An 18,940-nucleotide genomic window follows, 5' to 3' on the forward strand; every position below is an offset into this window, starting at 1 on the left:
GCCTCAGTCGGCGAAAGCGTCGTCGAAGTCGGCGCCATCGAAGTCGAACTCATCGCTGGCGAAGGGATCATCCCCCAGTTCGCCGTCGCTGACCTCGAAGCCGCGCTGTTGCATCCAGGCGTCGCGGATGAAGCTGTAGCGATCGCCCTGGATCAGTGCCTCCTGGTCGAGCAGCCCCGCGCGCTTATCCACGATACGCAGTGCCGTCAGCGCCAGGCTGGTCTCGTCATCGTCGATGTAGGTCGTCGGGTAGCTGTACATGTCCACGGGCAGGCCACCGGTATCGCGCAGGGTACTCGGTCCCAGCAGCGGCAGCACCAGGTAACGGGACTCCTCCCATCCCCAGGCGGCCAGCGTCTGGCCGAAATCCTCCTCCTGGCCGGTGATCTCCATGCGGCTGGCCACGTCCCAGAGTCCGCCGACCCCGACCGTGGTGTTGATCAGGAAGCGCGATGTGGCGATGCTGGCGTTGCGCACCTTGCCCTGCAGCAGGCTGTTGAGGACGGTGCGCGGCTCGCCCAGGTTGGAGAAGAAGTTGCCCACCCCGGTCTCCAGCGGATCCGGCGTAATGAAGCGGTAGCCCCGCGCCACCGGCTGCAGGGCGTAGCGGTCGAGCACATCGTTGAAGGCGAACACCTTGCGGTTGAAGCCCTCCCAGGGGTCCTCGGGGTGCGGTTCCCGATCGCCCCCGCCAGCGCTCGCGCAGCCGGCCAGCAGCGCGGCGGCCGCAACTCCCAGCAGGGCGCGCCCGTCGCGCCGTCCCTGTGCCTTGTCATCGCTCATCGTGGTCTCTCTACGGTTGTTCGGATCGATCATGCCGTCATTGGCTGCGGCGCACCACCACGCTGCCCGCGCTGTAGCCGGCACCGAAGGAGCAGATCACCCCGGTATCGCCGGCGGCGAGGTCGTCGCGGTGCAGGTGGAAGGCGATGATGGAGCCTGCCGAGCTGGTATTGGCGTAGCGGTCGAGGATCACCGGCGCCTCGTGCGGCTCGGGATCACGGCCCAGCACGCGCCGCGCGATCATGTCGTTCATGTGGCGGTTGGCCTGGTGCAACCAGAGCCGCGCCAGGTCGTCGCCGGCGAGGCCGAGGCTCGCCAGGTGCTCGCCGATCAGCGCCGCCACCATGGGGCAGACCTCCTTGAACACCCGCCTGCCCTCCTGCACGAACAGCTTGTCCACGGCCAGCGGGTCGGCATCGGTGACCCGGTTGAGGAAGCCGGCGTTGTTGCGAATGGCATTGGAGAAGCGCGTCACCAGTCGGGTGCCGAGGATCGCGAAGCGTACTTCGGCAGTGGCCAGGTCAGCGCGTTCCAGCACGATGGCGGTGCAGGCGTCGCCGAAGATAAAGTGGCTGTCGCGGTCGCGGAAGTTGAGGTGTGCCGAGCAGATCTCGGGATTGACCACCAGGGCGCGACTGGCGCTGCCGGCGCGGATGGCGTTGGCCGCGGTCTCGATGGCGAAGGTGGCCGAGCTGCAGGCCACGTTCATGTCGAAGGCGTAGCCGCCGGCGCCCAGGGCGGCCTGCAGCTCCACCGCCAGCGCCGGGTAGGGGCGCTCCAGGTTGGAGCAGCCGACGATCACCAGGTCGATGTCGGCCCCCGCCACGCCCGCCGCGCCCAGCGCCTGGCGGGCGGCGTCCAGGCCCATCTCGCACTGGATCGAGGGCTCGTCGTTGCCGCGCTCGCGCAGTCGCGGACGCATCCGCTCGGGGTCGAGGATGCCCTCGGCATCCAGCACATGGCGACTGTGGATGCCGGAGGCCTTGACGATGAACTCGCTGCTGGAGGACGCCAGGGGCTCACGCTCCCCGGCGGCGATCGCCTCGGCGTGGCGCGCGTTCTCGGCGTCCACCCAGGCGTTGAAGGACGCCACCAGGGCGTCGTTGTCGATGCTCTGCGCCGGCGTGAAGAGTCCCGTGCCGGTGATCACCACTTGCGTCATGCATCTCTCCTTGCCGCGGCCTACGCCGCCATGGTCGGGCGCTAGCCGCGCCCGGTGATCTGTGCCCAGCGCTTCTCGAGGCGCTTGGCGGAGACCGGGAAGGTCGTGCCCAGCTGCTGGGCGAAGAGCGAGACCCGCAGCTCCTCGATCCACCAGCGGAACTCGGCAAGCTCGGGCGGCACCACGCCGCCGCGCCGCTCGCTGGCAAGGCGCGCCTCGAGACGCGCCTCGAATGCCTGGACCTCCTGCATCTGCATCTGGTCGCGGTGGCGCTCCCGCGGCGCCTTCTCCAGCCGGATCAGCGCCGCCTCCATGTAGCGCGGATACGCCTCCAGCCACTCCCCCGCCTCACCGATGAAGCCGGGATGCACCAGGCGGGTCATCTGCGCCTTGAGGTCAGCGTAGACCAACGCCAGGGCCAGGTTGAGATTGCCCTTCAGCGCCTTGGTCACGGCCAGGTGCCCCTTGAGAGCCTCCTCGAGGATGCCCAGCAGGCGGTGCGCTTCGGGCAGCAGTGCCTCCTGCCCCTGGGCCAGGCGCGCCTCGAGCTCACCCGCGGAGCGCGGCAGCGGATCCACCGCCACCACTCGGGCAAACACGGCGCGCACCAGGTCGTCGGCGAGCTGACGCCTGCTGCCCACCTTGGCGAACAGCAGCGCGCAGGTCTCCACGCCCTTGAGGCGCTCGATCTCACGCCCGACCTGGGGCAGCTCGCGCATCGCCAGGGCCACCACGCCATCGCGGTGGGCTTGGTGCGCCTTCGCGGGATGGTCGAAGAGCTCCACCCGGAAGGCCTCACCGTGGGGCACCAGCGCCGGGAAGGCCTCGACCCGGATGCCCGCCTGGGTGGTCACACGGGACTCCGGCAGCGCCGCCTCGGGCAGCCCTACCAGGTCGGCGGCGGCGCTAGCCTCCCGCGCCAGGGCGCGAGCGCCCTCCCCCGCGGCGGCCTCGAAGCGCCGCTCCAGCTCCCGGGCATCGCGACCCTGCCCCAGCGGCTCCCCGACGTGATCGACCACACGCAGGTTCATCACCAGGTGCGGCTCGAGGTGATCCAGGCGCCAGTCATCGGGCTGCACACGGACCCCGGTGCGGCGGCGCAGGAACTCCCCCAGCGCCTCGGTGAGCGGGATGTCGTCCGGGGTCATCGCCTCCAGCGCGGCGTCGACCCAGTCGGGGATCGGCACCACCTGGCGGCGAATCGCCTTGGGCAACGACTTCATCAGGGCGATGCACTTCTCGCGCAGCAGGCCCGGCACCAGCCACTCCAGGCGGGCCAGTGGCAGCTGGGGCAGCATCGCCGCCGGCACGGTGAGGGTCACGCCGTCGTCCACCGCGCCGGGCTCGAAGTGATAGCCAAGCGGATAGCACACCCCGTTGAGCGTCATGGCGTCGGGGTAGTCCGCCTCGGTCACCTCGCTGGCCTCCCGAGCCAGCAGGGCGGCGCGGTCGAACTTGAGGATGGCGGGATCCTCGGCCTCGGCGCGCTTGCGCCACGCCTCGAAGCACTTGCCGTTGTGGATCTCGGCAGGGAGTCGCTCGTCGTAGAAGGCGTAGAGAGTCTCCTCGTCCACCAGGATGTCACGCTTGCGGGCGCGATCCTCGAGGTCCTCGACCTCCTCGATCAACGCCCGGTTGTGGGCGAAGAACTCGCCGCGCGTGCGGAACTCGCCCTCCACCAGGGCGCGGCGGATGAAGAGCTCGCGGGCCTCCGCCGGCGCGATGGGGCCGTAGTGCACGCGTCGGCCCGAGACGATGGGCAGGCCGAACAGGGTGACCTGTTCGGTGGCCACCACCTGGGCACGCGTCATCTCCCAGTGGGGCTCGGCGTAGCTGCGCTTGACCAGGTGGCCGGCCAGCGGCTCGATCCAGCGCGGATCGATCCTGGCCACGCTGCGTGCGAAGAGCCGGGAGGTCTCCACCAGCTCGAAGGCCATCAGCCACTTGGGAGACTTCTTGACCAGCCCCGAGCCCGGATGAATGACGAACTTGCGGTTGCGTGCCCCCAGGTACTCGCGATTCTCGGTCAGCAGGCCAAGGTGCGAGAGCAGCCCCGGCAACAGTGCCCGATGCAGCGCCACGCCACTCTGGCGGCGCGCCTCGCGGGCGGCCTCCGTCGGCTCGCCATCCTCGCCCACGGGAAGGGGCACCGGCGGGGGCACGTCGACCTGCATGTCACGCAGCAGCTGGCGCAGCTGGCGGAAGGTGTCGTGCCACTCGCGCATGCGCAGGTAGTTGATATAGCGCTCCTTGCACCAGCGCCGGAGCCGGTTGCCGGAGAGCTCCTCGCGGGCCGCCTCGAAGCCCTGCCACAGGTTGAGCAACGCCATGAAGTCGGATTCGGGATCCTGCCAGCGGCGATGGGCCTGGTCGGCGGCCTGGCGCTTCTCCGCCGGTCGCTCGCGGGGATCCTGTACCGCCAGCCCCGCCACCACGATCAGCACCTCGCGCAGCCCGCCCTGCTCGGCGCCGGCCAGCACCATGCGCGCCAGGCGCGGGTCGATGGGCAGGTGGGCCAGCTTACGCCCGACGGCAGTCAGGTGCTGGGCCTGATCCACCGCACCCAGTTCGAACAGCAGCTTGAAGCCGTCGGTGACGAAGCGCGAGTCCGGCGGGTCGACGAAGGGGAAGTCCTCGATGCTGCCGAGCTTGAGTGACAGCATGGAGAGGATCACCGAGGCCAGGTTGGTGCGCCGGATCTCGGGGTCGGTGAACTCGGGACGGGCGAGGAAGTCCTCCTCGTCATACAGGCGAATGCAGACGCCCTCGGCGACCCGCCCACAGCGGCCCTTGCGCTGGTTGGCGCTGGCCTGGCTGATGGGCTCCACCGGCAGGCGTTGGATCTTGGAGCGATAGCTGTAGCGGCTGATGCGCACCAGGCCGGGGTCGATCACGTAGCGGATGCCCGGCACGGTGAGCGAGGTCTCGGCGACGTTGGTGGAGAGCACGATGCGCCGCCCGGCGTGGGGTGCGAAGACGCGATTCTGCTCGGCATTGGACAGCCGCGCATAGAGCGGCAGGATCTCGGTGCCGCGCAGCTCGGCTCGGCGCAACGTATCGGCGGTCTCGCGGATCTCGCGCTCGCCTGGCAGGAACACCAGCACATCCCGCGGGCCATGCCGCCAGCCCTTCTCGCGCTCGATCCGCTCGATCTCCGCCACGGCATGCAGGATCCCCTCCTGCAGGGTGCGGTCCTCCTCGTCATCGGCGTCGCGCACCAACGGGCGGTAGTGCACCTCTACCGGATAGGTGCGCCCGGAGACCTCCACCACCGGGGCCGGTCTCGCCTCTCCCGCGGGCCCGGGCAGCGCGAAGTGCGCGGCGAAGCGCTCCACGTCGATGGTCGCCGAGGTGATGATCACCTTGAGGTCGGGCCGGCGCGACAGCAGGCGCCGCAGGTAGCCGAGCAGGAAGTCGATATTGAGGCTGCGCTCGTGGGCCTCATCGATGATGATCGCCTCGTAGCGGGTGAGGTCCGGGTCGTGACGGGTCTCGGCGAGCAGTATGCCGTCGGTCATCAGCTTGACCAGGGTGTCATCGCCGCTCTGGTCGGTGAAGCGCACCTGGTAGCCCACCTGCTCACCCAGCGGCGTCTCGAGCTCCTCGGCCAAGCGCGTGGCCACCGAGCGTGCCGCCAGGCGCCGCGGCTGGGTGTGGCCAATCAGTCCGCGACGCCCCAAGCCCAGCTCCAGGCAGAGCTTGGGCAGCTGGGTGGTCTTGCCGGAGCCGGTCTCGCCGGCCACCACCACCACCTGGTGGTCGCGCAGCGCCGCCAGAATATCCTCACGGCGCTCCACCACCGGCAGTTCGGGCGGATAGTTGAGCGCCACCGGCCGCGCCGTGCGGCGTGCCACCAGGCCGGCCGAACGAGCCATGGACTTCGCGACCTCGGCCAGGCCGCGGTCCACCGGCTTGCCAGCCTGCAAGCGGCGCGCGAGCCCCTTGAGGCGCTTCTCCAGGGTCGGGCGATCGCGCAGCAGCACATCGCCGAGCCCGCGGCGCAGCTGGCGCAGGCGGTCGGCATCGGACAGGCGTTGAGGGGTGGCGGCGTGGGTCTCGTCGGACACGGCGACTCCGGTAAGGGCTGACGACAACGCCCGCGCCGGGGGCTCCGGTGCGGGCGTGTCATTGTAACGCCGCGGCCATGGCCGCGGCCAATCGATGGGTGTGCCTCACTATGGCGATCGCAAATGCCCACACCGCTCAAGGCTTTCCCGGCGACAGGCCTTCGAGGGGGCGCTGTGAATACCTCCTTGTACGCTACCTCGGCCATCCCTGGTCCTCGGACCCCCTCTCCGGCCTATCCCCGGCGCCTTTCGCTATCGCTACCCGTGTCGGCCTTCTCCCGTTCCTCGTCACGCAGCTGGCGGCGCAGGACCTTGCTGAACACATGAGCGTCTTGGGCAACAAGCTGCCTACTTCGCTTCGCTCGCCTTCTCCCGCTCCTCGTCGCGCAGCTGGCGGCGCAGGACCTTGCTGAACACATGAGCGTCTTGGGCAGCGCGCTGCCTACTTCGCTTCGCTCGCCTTCTCCCGCTCCTCGTCGCGCAGCTGGCGGCGCAGGACCTTGCCCACATTGGTCTTGGGCAGCTCGTCACGCACCTCGACGGTGCGCGGCACCTTGTAGCCGGTGAGCTCCTTCTTGCACCAGGCGCGCAGCGCCTCGGGGTCGATCTCGGCGCTGCCGCGGGGCACCACGAACAGCTTGATCGCCTCGCCGCTGACCGCATCGGGGATGCCGACCGCCGCCGACTCGAGCACGTCGGGGTGCCGGGCCACCACATCCTCGATCTCGTTGGGATAGACGTTGAAACCCGAGACCAGGATCATGTCCTTCTTGCGGTCGACAATGCGGATATAGCCATCCTCTTCCAACACCGCGATGTCGCCGGTGTGAAACCAGCCCCACGCATCGATCACCTGGGCGGTCTCGTCGTCGCGGTTCCAGTAGCCCTTCATCACCTGGGGCCCCTGGACACAGAGCTCGCCCGCCTCGCCGAAGGCCAGGTCGTTGCCGTCGGCATCCACTACCTTGACCCGGGTGCCGGCCACCGGCTTGCCGATGGTACCCAGCCGGATGGCGTCCACCGGATTGAAGCTGACCACCGGTGACGTCTCGGTGAGCCCGTAGCCCTCGGCGATATCGCAACCGGTGACCTGCTTCCAGCGCTCGGCCACCGGCTTGGTCAGCGCCATGCCCCCGGAGATGGTCAGGTGCAGCCTGGAAAAGTCCAGGGAACGGAAGTCCTCGCGGTGGCACAGCGCGTTGAACAGGGTATTGAGGCCGATAAAGGCGGTGAAGGGCACCTTGCGCAGCTCCTTGACGAAGCCCGACAGGTCGCGGGGATTGGTGATCAGCAGCGAATGGCTGCCGGTCTCCATCAGGAACAGGCAGTTCACCGTGAAGGTGTAGATGTGGTAGACGGGCAGCGGCGCGATCACCACCTCATGGCCATGATCAAGACCACGGCCGATGGCCTGGCCGGCCTGGAGCATGTTCGCCACCAGGTTGCGATGGGTGAGCATGGTGCCCTTGGCAAGCCCTGTGGTGCCGCCGGTATACTGCAGCGCGGCGATGTCGTCGGAAGCGCGCTCCACGTCGTGGTGCCGGTGCGCGGCGCCCTCCTTCAGGGCCCGGCGCAGCGGCGTGTGACCAGGGAGCCGGAAGGCCGGCACCAACTTCTTGACATGCTTGACCACCAGGTTGATCAGCGGCCGCCTGGGAAAGGCATGCAGGTCGGCCAACTCGGTCACCACCACATGCTGGATGTCGGTACTCTCGAGGATCCTCTCGAGCTTGTCGGCCATGTTGGCGAGGATCACGATCGCCTTGGCACCGGCGTCCTTGAACTGGTGGGCCATCTCCCGCTCGGTGTAGAGCGGGTTAGTGTTGACCACCACCAGCCCGGCACGCATGGCACCGAACACCGCGACCGGAAACTGCAGCACGTTGGGCAACTGGATGGCGATGCGATCGCCCGGCTGCAGGGTGGTCTCATGCTGCAGCCAGGCGGCGAAGTCCCGGGAGAGGCGATCCAGATCGGCGAAGCTCAACGTCTGCCCCATGCAGCTGAAGGCCGGCTTGTCGGCATACTTGTCTACCGCGGCATGGAAGACATCGGTGACCGACCGGTAGGTCCCCATGCCGTCAAGCTCGGGGCCTTCGAGAATGGGGGCGTGGGCATGTTCACTCATGACGTCTCTCCGCAATTATCGCCGATGCGCCATCGACGCTTGTTGTTGTCCCGGGACTACCTTACTACCCCGCCTGGCGCACTGCAAAACGATTGATTGAAACCGTCGTTTCAATGTCTTCGGCAGCGACTATGCCACCCCCTCGCGACGGCCGAAACGCGCCTGGATCATGCCATCGCACCAGACCAGCAGCTCACCGGGCGCCATGCGCTCCCAGTCCTCGTTGTCGGTCAACGGTTCGGTGGCGATCACCGAGACAACGTCCTTGATGGTGGTGTGCTCGGCGAAATTGACCGTCAGTTCCGCGTCCGACAGGCTCGCCTTGCCGAAGGGGGCACGGCGGGTGATATGGGCCAGCTTCGTCGAGCAGAAGGTGTAGAGGTAGTCGCCGTCGGCGAGCAGCAGGTTGAACACGCCCAGGCCGCGCAGCCGCTCGCACAGCTGGTGCAGCAGTCGCCACAGTCCCTGGCGCTGCTCGGCACTTTCCGGACGCTCTGGAAAGCGTCGCCGCAGCTCGCCCAGCAGCCAGCAGAAGGCGTGCTCGCTGTCGGTATCACCCACCGGCCGGTAGAAGGTCAGCGGCAGCGATTGCCAGCCGGCGAGCTGGCCATTGTGGGCATAGCACCAGGGCTGACCCCACATCTCGCGCACGAAGGGGTGAGTATTGGCCAGGCGAATCTGGCCGACGTTGGCCTGGCGAATATGGCTGATCACGATATGCGACTTGATCGGGTAGTCGCAGATCAGCCGGGCGATGGGCGAGCGCACCGAGGGGTGCGGGTCGCGGAAGTCACGATACCCCCCCTCCTCGTAGAAGGCGATGCCCCAGCCGTCGCGATGCGGCCCGGTGCCCCCGCCGCGGTGCAGGAAACCGGTAAAGCTGAAGCAGATGTCGGTCGGCACGTTGGCACTCATGCCCAGCAGTTCACACATGGGGGTCCTCCCGATGGGCGCGGCGTCGCTGCTGGCGACGACCACGCAGCATAAGCAGCAGTAGTGCCACCAGCAGCAGGCCTCCGGCCACGGCCCAGGCCAGCGGCCGAGCGGTCAGTGCCACGAGGCGCGGCAGCCAGTTCGTGCGCCAGCGTTCGATGCCGGCCGCAACCAGTTCATTGAGGGTAGCGACGATGCGCTCCACGGCACCATCGGGCGCCTCGTCGGCGCCGCGCCCGGGACTGAGGTCCTGATGGAAACGCTCGGCGGAGAGCTCGCCGTTCGCGGTGGCCAGGTCGAGGCCGGTGGTGGACTCGGCGAACAGCATCAGGCGCGGCAGGCGCAGGGCGTGAGTCCCCTGCCCCAGCCGCACCTCGGCACCCAGCAGCAGCGGACGACTGACGCTGTCGTCCAGTTCGGGCAGGGCGATCGACCAGCGCCGCTCATCCAGCGGTTCGACGGCAAGGCGCTGGCCGGCGAGTTCCGCCCAGGGCCGGGTATTGGCGTGCCCCAGCTCCGGGTGACGCGCCTCCAGCACCACGCGCCGCGCCTCGGGCTCGTGGCTGGCCAGCAGCGGGGCCAGCAGGTTGATGGCCTGGACACGCTGGCGCACCAGGCCCGCGGCCTCGGCGCTGATCACCAGGCGCGCGGTGCCAGGCAGCGCGGGCGCGGGCAACACGCCACGGAAGCGTTCGCCATCAAGCGCCAGTGGCGTCGCCGACTGCACCTCGCCGTCATCGGCGATCAGCTCGGCGCGCAGCGCGAGCCCCTCGAGGCCGTCGCCGGCGAAGGGCAGGCCGTTGCGCGCCAGCCACGCCTCCACCGGCAGCGGGAAGCCCAGGAAGGCGGTGGCCGGCAGGGTACCGGTGCGCAGGGCGAGCGCCGAGGCAACCCCGATTCGGCTCTGGCCGGTGATCTCGCCCTGCACATGCCACTCGCCGGGCAGTGGCTCGGGCACCCACAGCAGGTCGAAGCGCGGCGCCACCTGCCAGCGCCCATCCGGGGGTGGCGTGGCCGCGCGATACTCCCTGCCGTCCGGGGCCACCAGCACCAGCGGTTCGGCGTCGGGGGCGTGGAAGAGCAGCGCCGAGAAGGACTCGATGCCCGGCTCGATGCGAAAGCGTCCGCTCTCCAGGGGAGTGCGGTCGGCGGGGAAGATGCGTTCGACGATATCCAGGAAGGCACCCAGCAGGCTCTCGGGAGAGGCCACCAGGGCCGGCAGGCCCCCGGTCATGCGGGAGAGCGACTCGACCAGCGCCATGTCGGCCTGGTCGGAGAAGGCGATGGCATGCACGACCACCCCCTCGTCGGCCAGACGCGGCGCCAGCTCATCGAGCAGTCGACGACGCGAGGCGTCATCCACCTCGGGCTTGGCGCCGCGGGACGGCGGCAGGTCGATCACCCCGTCGGTAAGCAGTACCAGATGACGCCAGCCGTCGGCCTCGGCGGCCGCTGCGCGGCGCACCGCGGCCTCGATATCGGTATAGGGCTGCGCGCCCACCAGGGCGGGACGCAGCGCCCGGGCCCGGGCACGCCAGCCGGCATCCACCTCGCCCGCCGCGAGGGGGTTGGCCACCGTCTCGCCGAAGGTCCAGACACCGGCCGCGGTTCCCTCGGGAAGCAGCGATACCAGCAACTCCAGGGCACTGGCACTGAGCCGGTCCGGGTCATTGGCGCGCATGCTGCCCGAGACGTCGATGATCACCCGAACCTCGGGGTGCCCCTCCACCGCCTGGGCCAATGCACCATGCGCCGGCATCACGCACAGCCAGATCAGCACCAGCCAGCCGTCGATGCGTCGTCCTGCCAAGCCCCGGGCTCTGCTGGCCATCCTGGCCTCCTTATTCAATCACCCCTGGTCGAACTAGCCGATCACCGGCTCCCGGCGCTCGGCACCACGCCGATCGTCGGCATCATCCTCGGGCTCCTGCCTGACTTGCGCCCCGTCACGCCGCCTGCCGAGCCACCACAGCAGCAGTCCGAAGACAGCCCCCAGCCCCGCGCCCAGCAGCGTCAGGGCCAGGGCCGGCATCAGCGCCTCGGTATTGCGCTCGAGGAAGGCCACTGTCGCCACGACCACCGCCGGCGCCAGACCGGTGTAGACATCGCCCTCCTCGAGCAGCGGCAAGCGGAAGCGCGCCGGCATCCACATCACCCCCGCGACCAGCCAGGTGACCGGAAGCCGCAGCAGTCGCGGCAGGAAGGCCAGGCCCAGGTAGCCGGTCAGCAACACCACCAGCGACAAGACGCCGTAGCTCAACCATAGTAGGCTCATCGATTCGGTAATAGGCATTGCCACCTCACTTTTCTCTCATCCGAGTATGGTACATCCCGCGCCATGAAAGCACAGCCGCCACAGCACCCCGACCGCCCTCTTTCTTCCCCGGTTGCCCGCTTCCGGCGCCCGGACGACGCCGAGTGGCACTGGCTGGAGGCGCGCGAGGAGCCGGAGGTCGCCGCTTTCCTGGAGGCTGCCAACGGCGAATGCGATGCCTGGTTTGCGCCGCTGGAGACGCTGGTCGAGCGCCTCTACCACGGCCACCTGGCGCGTCGCGAACTTGCCGTGCATGGCCTGCGCTCGCCGCTGGATCATTACACCTACTGGAGCGAGACCGCCGCCAAGGCCGACTATCCGGTATGGTGGCGCCACCCCAACGGCAAGCCCGATCGTGCCGCCCCCTTCCTCGACCTCGAGGCCCGCGCCGCGGCCCATGACTTCCTCGAGCTCGGCGACATGGCCCTGTCGCCCGACGAGCGCTGGCTGGCCTGGACCGAGGATACCAGCGGCGACGAGCTGTTCGACCTCTTCCTGGCCCGGCTCCCGGACGGCGAACCGGTGCGCCTGCTGGAGGGCATCGGCGCCGAACTCAGCTGGGCCGAGGACAATGTCACCCTGCTGTTCACCCGCTATGACGCCACCCAGCGCCCCGAGAGCGTGTGGCGGCTGGGGCTCTCCGCTGGCGAGGCCACCGAGCCCGTGCTGGTGTTGCGCGAGGAGGATCCCGAGTTCTGGCTGGGCCTGGGCAAGACCCGCTCCCGGGAGTGGCTGGTGCTGGAGAGCGCCTCCAAGGACACCAGCGAGTGCCACCTGATACCGGCGCGGGCCCCGGCCACGCCGCCGCGCTGCTTTCGCCCCCGGGAGCGCGGCGTGGAGCTCGCCCTGGACCATCGCCCCGGCCACTTCTACCTGCTGCACAATCGCGGCGCGGCCCATTTCCGGCTCGACCGGCTGGCGGAGTCGCACCTCGATGCCGCCGCCGATGCCGACGCCTGGCAACCGTTGGTCGCCCACCGCGACAACCACACCCTGGAGGGGGTCGACGCCTTCGATTGGGGGGTGGTGATCACCGAACGCGACCATGACGAGGCCCAGGTGCACCTGAGGGTCATGGAGTTCGACCCCGACCACGCCATCACCCGGGACGAACGCCTGCCACTTCCAGAGACCCCCTGCAGCCTGGCGTTGGGCGACGAGCCCCACTTCGACAGCCGCCGGCTGCGCCTGCGCGAGGAGTCCTTCGTCTTGCCGGTCAGCTGGATCGAGCACGACCTGGACAGCGGAGCGCGCCGCCTGCTCAAGCAGCAGCCGATCCACGGCGATCTCCTGCCCGAGCAACTACGTTGCGAGCGGCTCTGGGCAACCTCCCACGACGGCGAGCGCATCCCCGTTTCGGTGGTGATGCGCGCCGACCTGGCCGGCCACCCGCTGCCGACCCTGCTCTACGGGTATGGCGCCTACGGCGAGGTGCTCGACCCCTGGTTCTCGGTGGCCCGGCTGGAACTGCTCTCCCGCGGCGTCGCCTTCGCCGTGGCCCATGTGCGCGGTGGCGGCGACCGCGGCGAACCCTGGTACCTGGCCGGCAAGCTGGAGCACAAGGCCAACAGCTTCCGCGACTTCCTGGCGGCGCGTGACGCCCTGGTGGATCACGGCATCAGCGCCGGCGAGCGCATCGCAGCCTACGGCGCCAGTGCCGGTGGCCTGCTGGTCGGCGCCAGTCTCAACCTGGCGCCGGAAGCCTTCTGTGCGGCGGTACTCGACGTGCCCTTCGTGGACGTCCTGCGCACCATGGAGAACCCCGACCTGCCACTGACCACCGCCGAATACACCGAATGGGGCAACCCCGAAGACCCCGATGCGCGGCGGCGCATCGGCGCCTACTCGCCGCTGGACAACCTCGCCGCGGCCCCCTACCCCACGCTGTTCCTGCAAGGCAGCTGGCATGACACCCGGGTACCCTACTGGGAACCGGCCAAGCTCTATGCTCGGCTCACCGAGCTGGGCAGTGCACGCGGGCCGATACTGCTGCGCACCGACATGGCCGCCGGCCACGGCGGTGCCTCGGGGCGCTTCAAGGCATGGCACGATGGCGCCCGCCAGGACGCCTTCATCCTCTGGGCGCTGGGAATGGTGCACCTCGACAACTAGCATGGCACTGGTTAGAGGCGCCGGGGGATAGGCCGAAGAGGAGGTCCTACGCCAGGGAAGGCGTCGGTAGCGTACAGGGAGGTATTTACAGCGCCTCCTCGCAGGCCTACCCCCGGATCAGCCTCGAACCGAAACGATTCAATCAATGGGTATCACCGCAATGATATGGTCCTCGTAGTGCTCCTCGGGGACCCCACGGCTGCTGACCGCAAAGCTGCGCACGCTGACGCCCTTGCGATGGACCCGCTCGGGGTCACCGCTGAGCAGTGGATGCCAGGCAGCCAGCTTGCGCCCCTCGGCGACCCGACGGTAGGCGCAGGAACGCGGCAGCCAGCGAAACTCGCCTACCCGCTCCGGCGTCAGCCGGGTGCACTCCGGCACCCGCGCCAGGCGATTGGGATAGTCGCTGCAGCGGCAGCTGTGAATGTCCAGCAGTTCGCAGGCCAGGTTGAGCACCGCCAGCTCGCCGGTCTCCTCATCCTGGAACTTGAGCAGGCAGCACTGCCCGCAGCCGTCACAGAGCGCCTCCCACTCCTCGGCGGTGAGCTCCTCGAGGGGATACTGCTCCCAGAAACGTTCTCGCATGGCACCTTCCAGTCATCCTGCTGAAGAGCAGGCATCTCGGGGCTGACCCGGTGACAGGCCTGCGAGGAGGCGCTGTGAATACCTCCCTGTACGCTACCGACGCCTTCCCTGGCGTAGGACCTCCTCTTCGGCCTGCCCCCGGCGCCCCTGGGTTAAGAGGGGTTCCCGCAGCGTCGGGCGCGATAAAGCGGGCTTCGCGCGGCATCGGGCGCGGTCAATCAATAGCGCGCCTCGGTGGGGGTGCGGTAAAGATCCAGCAGGTACTCCTCCTTGGCGGGCGGCATCTGCAGATAGAACCCCTTGTCGCGGATCGCCTGCATCACCTCGTCGGCGCGGGCACAGCCCAGCCGCTTCTCGGGGCTAAGGATCAGGGTCATGGCCGGCTGCGGCTTGCCGAAGCGCTCCAGTAGCGGCGCGGGCACCCGCTCCACGCCCTCGCGCTTGTCGACATAGAGGTACATTCCCTCCTTGCGCGGGCTCTTGAACACCTGGCACAGCAGGCGGTTGCCGGACATGCGGTCATCACTCATCGGGGCAGCTCCTCGAGGGCCTGGCTCAGGCCCGGGTTCAGGCGTTCGCCGCGCCACCCCTGGGGCAGGGGCGGGGCCTGCCCCTCCAGGTGGGCGGTCAGCAGGGCTTCCAGGTCGCGGCGACGCAGCAGCACCTCCGGAGCCAGCCCCAGCGCCTCGGCCTCGGCATTGACCACCCTCTTCAGCGCCTTGATGCCGCGCTTGAACTCGGGCGCCATGGGCGACGGCAGCTCGCGGGGCAGCTCGGCCTCAGCGAGGTGACGAGCCTCGGCCACCAGGGCCAGCAGGGTATCGCCGTCACGCTTGACCAGGCTCGGCTTGACGTCCTCGATGCGCGCCAGCTCGTGGCGATTCCCGGGCATCGCCTCGGCGATGGCGAACAGCACGCGGTCGTGTACGAGCCAGCCCCGCGGCAGGTTGCGGGCACGCGCCTCACCCTCCCGCCAGGTGGTCAGCCGTCGGTAGGCCTCGATCTGGCGTGGCGCCAGGCGCCACAGCTGGCGCTGGCGCAGGTACCACTGGCCATCGGCCTCGACGCTACGCTCGGCCTGGGCCAGCATCGCCGCACCGTCGGCGGCCAGCCACTCGCGGCGCCCCAGGCGCTCGAGCTCGCGGCACTGCCGCTCCCATACCTGGACCAGGTAGGCCACGTCCAGGGCGGCATACTGGCGCTGGGTCTCGGAGAGCGGGCGCGCCAGCCAGTCGGAACGCGTCTCGTCCTTGGGAAGGCACTCGCCGATCCAGTGCTCCACCAGCTTCTGGTAGCCCATGGCAGGATTATCGCCGAGCAGGCCCTGGGCAGCCTGGGTATCCACCAGCGGGCATGGGGTCACCCCGGCCCAGCGCGTGAACACCTCCAGGTCCTCGCTGGCGGCATGCAGCAGCTTGAGCGGCCCCTGGGCCAGCAGGCGGCGGAAGGCATCGGTGCAGGCCACGGCCTGGGGGTCGACCAGCCAGGCCGGGCCTCCGGCGGAGAACTGGATCAGTGCCGGCACCGGGTAAAAGGTATTCTCGCGGAAGAACTCGGTATCCAGGGCGATGACGTCTGCGTCGGCCACCGCCTCGCAGGCGGCGTCCAGGGCCTCGGGGGTATCGATCCAGTGAATCTCGGGGGTCAGGGGCATCGGGGATCCGGTGGTGGTGAAAGAAGAACGTCAGGGCGGGCTCAATCGCCCTGGAAGGGCAGGCGGCCATTGAAGGCGTGGCTCAGGGTACCGCCGTCGACATACTCGAGCTCGCCGCCCATGGGCACCCCATAGGCGAGTCGCGACAGGCGCACGCCGTGGGCCATGAGCTGGGCGGCGATATAATGGGCCGTGGCCTCGCCCTCGACCGTGGGATTAGTGGCGAGTATCACCTCCTCGACGCCCTCCTCGGCCACCCGCGACTCCAGGGCGTCGAGCCCCAGGTCCTCGGGACCGATACCGTCCAGGGGCGAGAGGTGACCGTGGAGCACGAAGTAGCGACCGCGATAGCCGCCGGCCTCCTCGATGGCGAGCTGGTCGGCGGGCGACTCCACCACGCAGAGCAGGGCGTCGTCGCGGCGCGCGCTCTCGCACAGCGCGCAGACCTCCTCCTCGGTCAGGGTGCGGCAACGCCGGCAGTAACCGACCCGCTCCAGCGCATCGTCGAGCACCGTGGCCAGGCGCCGCCCACCGTCGCGGTCGCGCTCGAGCAGGTGCATGGCCATGCGCTGGGCGGTCTTGGGCCCCACGCCGGGCAGCACCCGCAGCGATTCCATCAACTTCTCGACGAGAGGGGAAAAGCTCATAAAAGGAGTCTCATCTGGCACGAGCTGAAACGCGACGAGCGAAGATCAGGCAAGGCAAAATTCCTCGAGGGCGCGGAGTTTACGGTAGTCAATGAGCACTCGAGAGGGGTTTTAACGCCGCATGATCGAGCACAGGCCGATTCAGCCGTGTCAGAACGGCATCTTGAAACCGGGCGGCAAGTTCAGGCCGGCGGTCGCCTCTTCCATCTTGGCCTTGGAGTTGGCCTCGACCTTGCGGACGGCATCGTTCACCGCGGCGGCCAGCAGGTCCTCGAGCAACTCCTTGTCCTCTTCCATGACGCTGGGATCGATGTCCACCTTGCTGACATCGTGACGGCCGTTCATGGTGATCTTGACCATGCCCGCACCCGCCTCGCCCAGCACCTCGGCCCGGGCGACCTCCTCCTGGACGCGCTGCATCTTCGCCTGCATCTCCTGGGCCTGCTTCATGATGTTGCCCATTCCACCCTTGTTGAACATGGTCTGTCCTCTCTGGTCGTCTAGTGTAGGTCGCCGGCGGGTTTCACCGTGGACTCGATCAGCCGGGCACCGAAGGCCTGCTGAAGTTGCTGAACATGGGGGTCGCTCCCCAGCGCCTCAACCGCCCGGGCGTGACGCAGGGCGGCGAGGCGCTCGGCCTGCTGACGCGGGGTCTCGATAGCGGACGGGATCTCCCCCTCCTCGACCACCAGCCGGCGTGAGACGCCGTGCTCGGCCAGGGCGTGCTGCATGCGCTCGATATGGATGTCGGCGCGCATCGCGGAGAGCGTCGGATCGAGGCGCAGCCGCAGCCGTTCACCGTCATCCTCCTCCACCACACAGCCGGCGGCCAGGTTGCGCGTCAACCCTCCCAGGCGCAACGCCTCGAAACAGGCCAGCCAGTCGGCGTGGCTGAAGCGGCCATCTGCCGTGTTTGACACCCCCGTCGACTCGGGTTCCGCGGCAGCGTGGCTCGGGCCATCCGCCGGGTCGACCGGCGGCGTGGCGTCCTCGACGACGGCGGGTGGCGCGCCGGGAGCCGGAATATCAGATGGCGGAGCGGCCAGTTCGGCGGGCGCCTCGCTCGATGGCGGAGCAGCCGGTTCGGCGGGCGCCTCGCTCGATGGCGGAGCAGCCGGTTCGGCGGGCGCCTCGCTCGATGGCGGAGCAGCCGGTTCGGCGGGCGCCTCCCTCGATGGCGTCGGCTCGGCAGTGACACCCGACGACGGTGCCTGGGCCACCGCCTGCTCCCCCGGCTTACCGGTGGCCGGCGGCGGGCCGCCATCCACGGAGGCGCCGCGCAGCGGCAGTGGTGTCGTGGCCGGCCTGGGTACGCCCTGGGGGCGGAAGGCGAGCATGCGCAGCAGGGTCATCTCCAGCGCGCTGCGCAGGTCCGGCGCACTGGCCATGTCGCCACGCCCCTGGATGCCGATCTGGTAGTAGAGCTGCACGTCCTCGGCGGTAAACCGCGCGGCGAGTGCCAGCAGCGCCTCGCGATCCCCCTGGGCATTGTCCAGGGCCTCGGGCACCATCTGGGCGATGGCCAGCCGATGCAACACGCCGGTCACCTCGTCGAGCACGCCGGCGAAGTCCGGGGCGCGCTCGGCGAGGCTCGACACCTCGGCCAGCAGCCGCGCGGCATCCACCTCGGCCAGGGCCTCGACCAGCGCCAGCACGTGGCGCTGGTCGAGGGTGCCCAGCATGGCCGCCACGTCGGCATGCTCGACGCGCCCCTGGCCGAAGGCGATGGCCTGGTCGGTGAGGCTCATGGCATCGCGCATGGAGCCCTCTGCGGCGCGCCCCAGCAGCCACAGGGCGCCCTCCTCGAAGGGCACCGACTCGGCCTCGAGCACCCTGGCGAGGTGCTCGACGACGCGCTCCGGCGGCATGTGCTTGAGGGTGAACTGCAGGCAGCGCGACAGCACCGTGGGCGGCAGCTTCTGCGGATCGGTGGTGGCCAGCAGGAACTTCACATGGGGCGGCGGCTCCTCCAGGGTCTTGAGCAGCGCGTTGAAGCTGCTGGTGGAGAGCATGTGCACCTCGTCGATCAGGTACACCTTGTAGCGCCCCTGGGTCGGCGCGTACTGCACGTTGTCGAGCAGCTCGCGGGTATCCTCGACCTTGGTGCGCGAGGCCGCGTCCACCTCGATCAGGTCGACGAAGCGCCCCTCGTCGATGGCCCGGCAGCTGTCGCACTCGCCGCAGGGAGTGGAGGTCACGCCCTCGTCACCGCGGCCACCGGCGGTGCAGTTGAGGCACTTGGCGAGAATGCGCGCCAGGGTGGTCTTACCCACGCCGCGGGTACCGGTGAACAGGTAGGCGTGGTGCAACCGCCCCTGGTCCAGCGCATTGACCAGCGCACGCTGGACATGCTCCTGGCCGACCAGTTCATGGAAGGTGCGCGGTCGCCACTTGCGGGCCAGAACCTGATAGCTCATGCGGCGCGATATCCTTGCGGGAAAACGAAAGCCGGCAACGCCGGCAGGAAGCGTTCATTCTAGCGCCCGGGGGACGCCGCGGAAAGCGAGCCACTCTGCCCGTGGCCCCAGTGCTGTGCTAGTCTGGCCGCCACTGGC

14 protein-coding genes are annotated in these 18,940 nt (G+C 69.1%); 1 reads left to right on the forward strand and 13 read right to left on the reverse strand.

Features of this window, described 5'->3' with window-relative positions; translation table 11 throughout:
• Positions 1-3: 3 nt before the first annotated feature.
• The 7 genes from NFH66_RS10910 to NFH66_RS10940 form a co-directional block, all read right to left on the reverse strand.
• Positions 4-783, reverse strand: coding sequence for an MlaA family lipoprotein (locus tag NFH66_RS10910; RefSeq protein WP_349610327.1), 780 nt, complete (start codon positions 781-783; stop codon positions 4-6).
• Between the two features lie 37 nt (positions 784-820).
• Positions 821-1,945 carry a beta-ketoacyl-ACP synthase III gene (locus tag NFH66_RS10915; protein ID WP_349610328.1) on the reverse strand — a complete coding sequence of 375 codons (1,125 nt, stop codon included), beginning with the start codon at positions 1,943-1,945 and terminating at the stop codon, positions 821-823.
• Between the two features lie 41 nt (positions 1,946-1,986).
• Positions 1,987-6,012: an ATP-dependent RNA helicase HrpA gene (gene hrpA / locus NFH66_RS10920; protein WP_502878649.1), complete on the reverse strand. Its 4,026-nt coding sequence runs from the start codon at positions 6,010-6,012 to the stop codon at positions 1,987-1,989.
• Positions 6,013-6,454: 442 nt separating this feature from the next.
• Entirely contained in the window at positions 6,455-8,140 is a 1,686-nt protein-coding gene (locus tag NFH66_RS10925; protein WP_349610329.1) for an AMP-binding protein, read from the reverse strand.
• 129 nt (positions 8,141-8,269) lie between these two features.
• Positions 8,270-9,073 carry a class II glutamine amidotransferase gene (locus tag NFH66_RS10930; RefSeq protein ID WP_349610330.1) on the reverse strand — a complete coding sequence of 268 codons (804 nt, stop codon included), beginning with the start codon at positions 9,071-9,073 and terminating at the stop codon, positions 8,270-8,272.
• Positions 9,066-10,904: a VWA domain-containing protein gene (locus tag NFH66_RS10935; protein WP_349610332.1), complete on the reverse strand. Its 1,839-nt coding sequence runs from the start codon at positions 10,902-10,904 to the stop codon at positions 9,066-9,068. The genes NFH66_RS10930 and NFH66_RS10935 overlap by 8 nt, the downstream gene beginning before the upstream one ends.
• 33 nt (positions 10,905-10,937) lie before the next feature.
• Entirely contained in the window at positions 10,938-11,366 is a 429-nt protein-coding gene (locus tag NFH66_RS10940) for a hypothetical protein (RefSeq protein WP_349610333.1), read from the reverse strand.
• 45 nt (positions 11,367-11,411) lie between these two features.
• Between NFH66_RS10940 and NFH66_RS10945 the strand changes: the two genes are divergently transcribed.
• Entirely contained in the window at positions 11,412-13,499 is a 2,088-nt protein-coding gene (locus tag NFH66_RS10945; protein WP_349610334.1) for a S9 family peptidase, read from the forward strand.
• A gap of 138 nt (positions 13,500-13,637) precedes the next feature.
• Here the strand turns inward: NFH66_RS10945 and NFH66_RS10950 are convergent, their stop codons facing one another.
• From NFH66_RS10950 to dnaX, 6 genes are all read right to left on the reverse strand, one after another.
• Positions 13,638-14,084: a YcgN family cysteine cluster protein gene (locus NFH66_RS10950; protein ID WP_349610335.1), complete on the reverse strand. Its 447-nt coding sequence runs from the start codon at positions 14,082-14,084 to the stop codon at positions 13,638-13,640.
• Between the two features lie 218 nt (positions 14,085-14,302).
• Positions 14,303-14,614 carry a YcgL domain-containing protein gene (locus NFH66_RS10955; RefSeq protein WP_349610336.1) on the reverse strand — a complete coding sequence of 104 codons (312 nt, stop codon included), beginning with the start codon at positions 14,612-14,614 and terminating at the stop codon, positions 14,303-14,305.
• Positions 14,611-15,738 carry a ribonuclease D gene (gene rnd, locus NFH66_RS10960; RefSeq protein ID WP_349610337.1) on the reverse strand — a complete coding sequence of 376 codons (1,128 nt, stop codon included), beginning with the start codon at positions 15,736-15,738 and terminating at the stop codon, positions 14,611-14,613. Before rnd ends, NFH66_RS10955 begins: the two co-directional genes overlap by 4 nt.
• Positions 15,739-15,779: 41 nt before the next feature.
• On the reverse strand, positions 15,780-16,385 hold the full coding sequence (gene recR, locus NFH66_RS10965) for a recombination mediator RecR (RefSeq protein WP_349610338.1): 606 nt from the start codon (positions 16,383-16,385) through the stop codon (positions 15,780-15,782).
• A gap of 150 nt (positions 16,386-16,535) precedes the next feature.
• Complete coding sequence (locus tag NFH66_RS10970) at positions 16,536-16,865, reverse strand: YbaB/EbfC family nucleoid-associated protein (RefSeq protein ID WP_349610339.1); 330 nt, start codon at positions 16,863-16,865, stop codon at positions 16,536-16,538.
• A gap of 20 nt (positions 16,866-16,885) precedes the next feature.
• On the reverse strand, positions 16,886-18,802 hold the full coding sequence (gene dnaX / locus NFH66_RS10975; RefSeq protein WP_349610340.1) for a DNA polymerase III subunit gamma/tau: 1,917 nt from the start codon (positions 18,800-18,802) through the stop codon (positions 16,886-16,888).
• Positions 18,803-18,940 lie beyond the last annotated feature (138 nt).

Source organism: Halomonas sp. H10-9-1, from assembly GCF_040147005.1.
Classification (GTDB): Bacteria; Pseudomonadota; Gammaproteobacteria; order Pseudomonadales; family Halomonadaceae; genus Halomonas.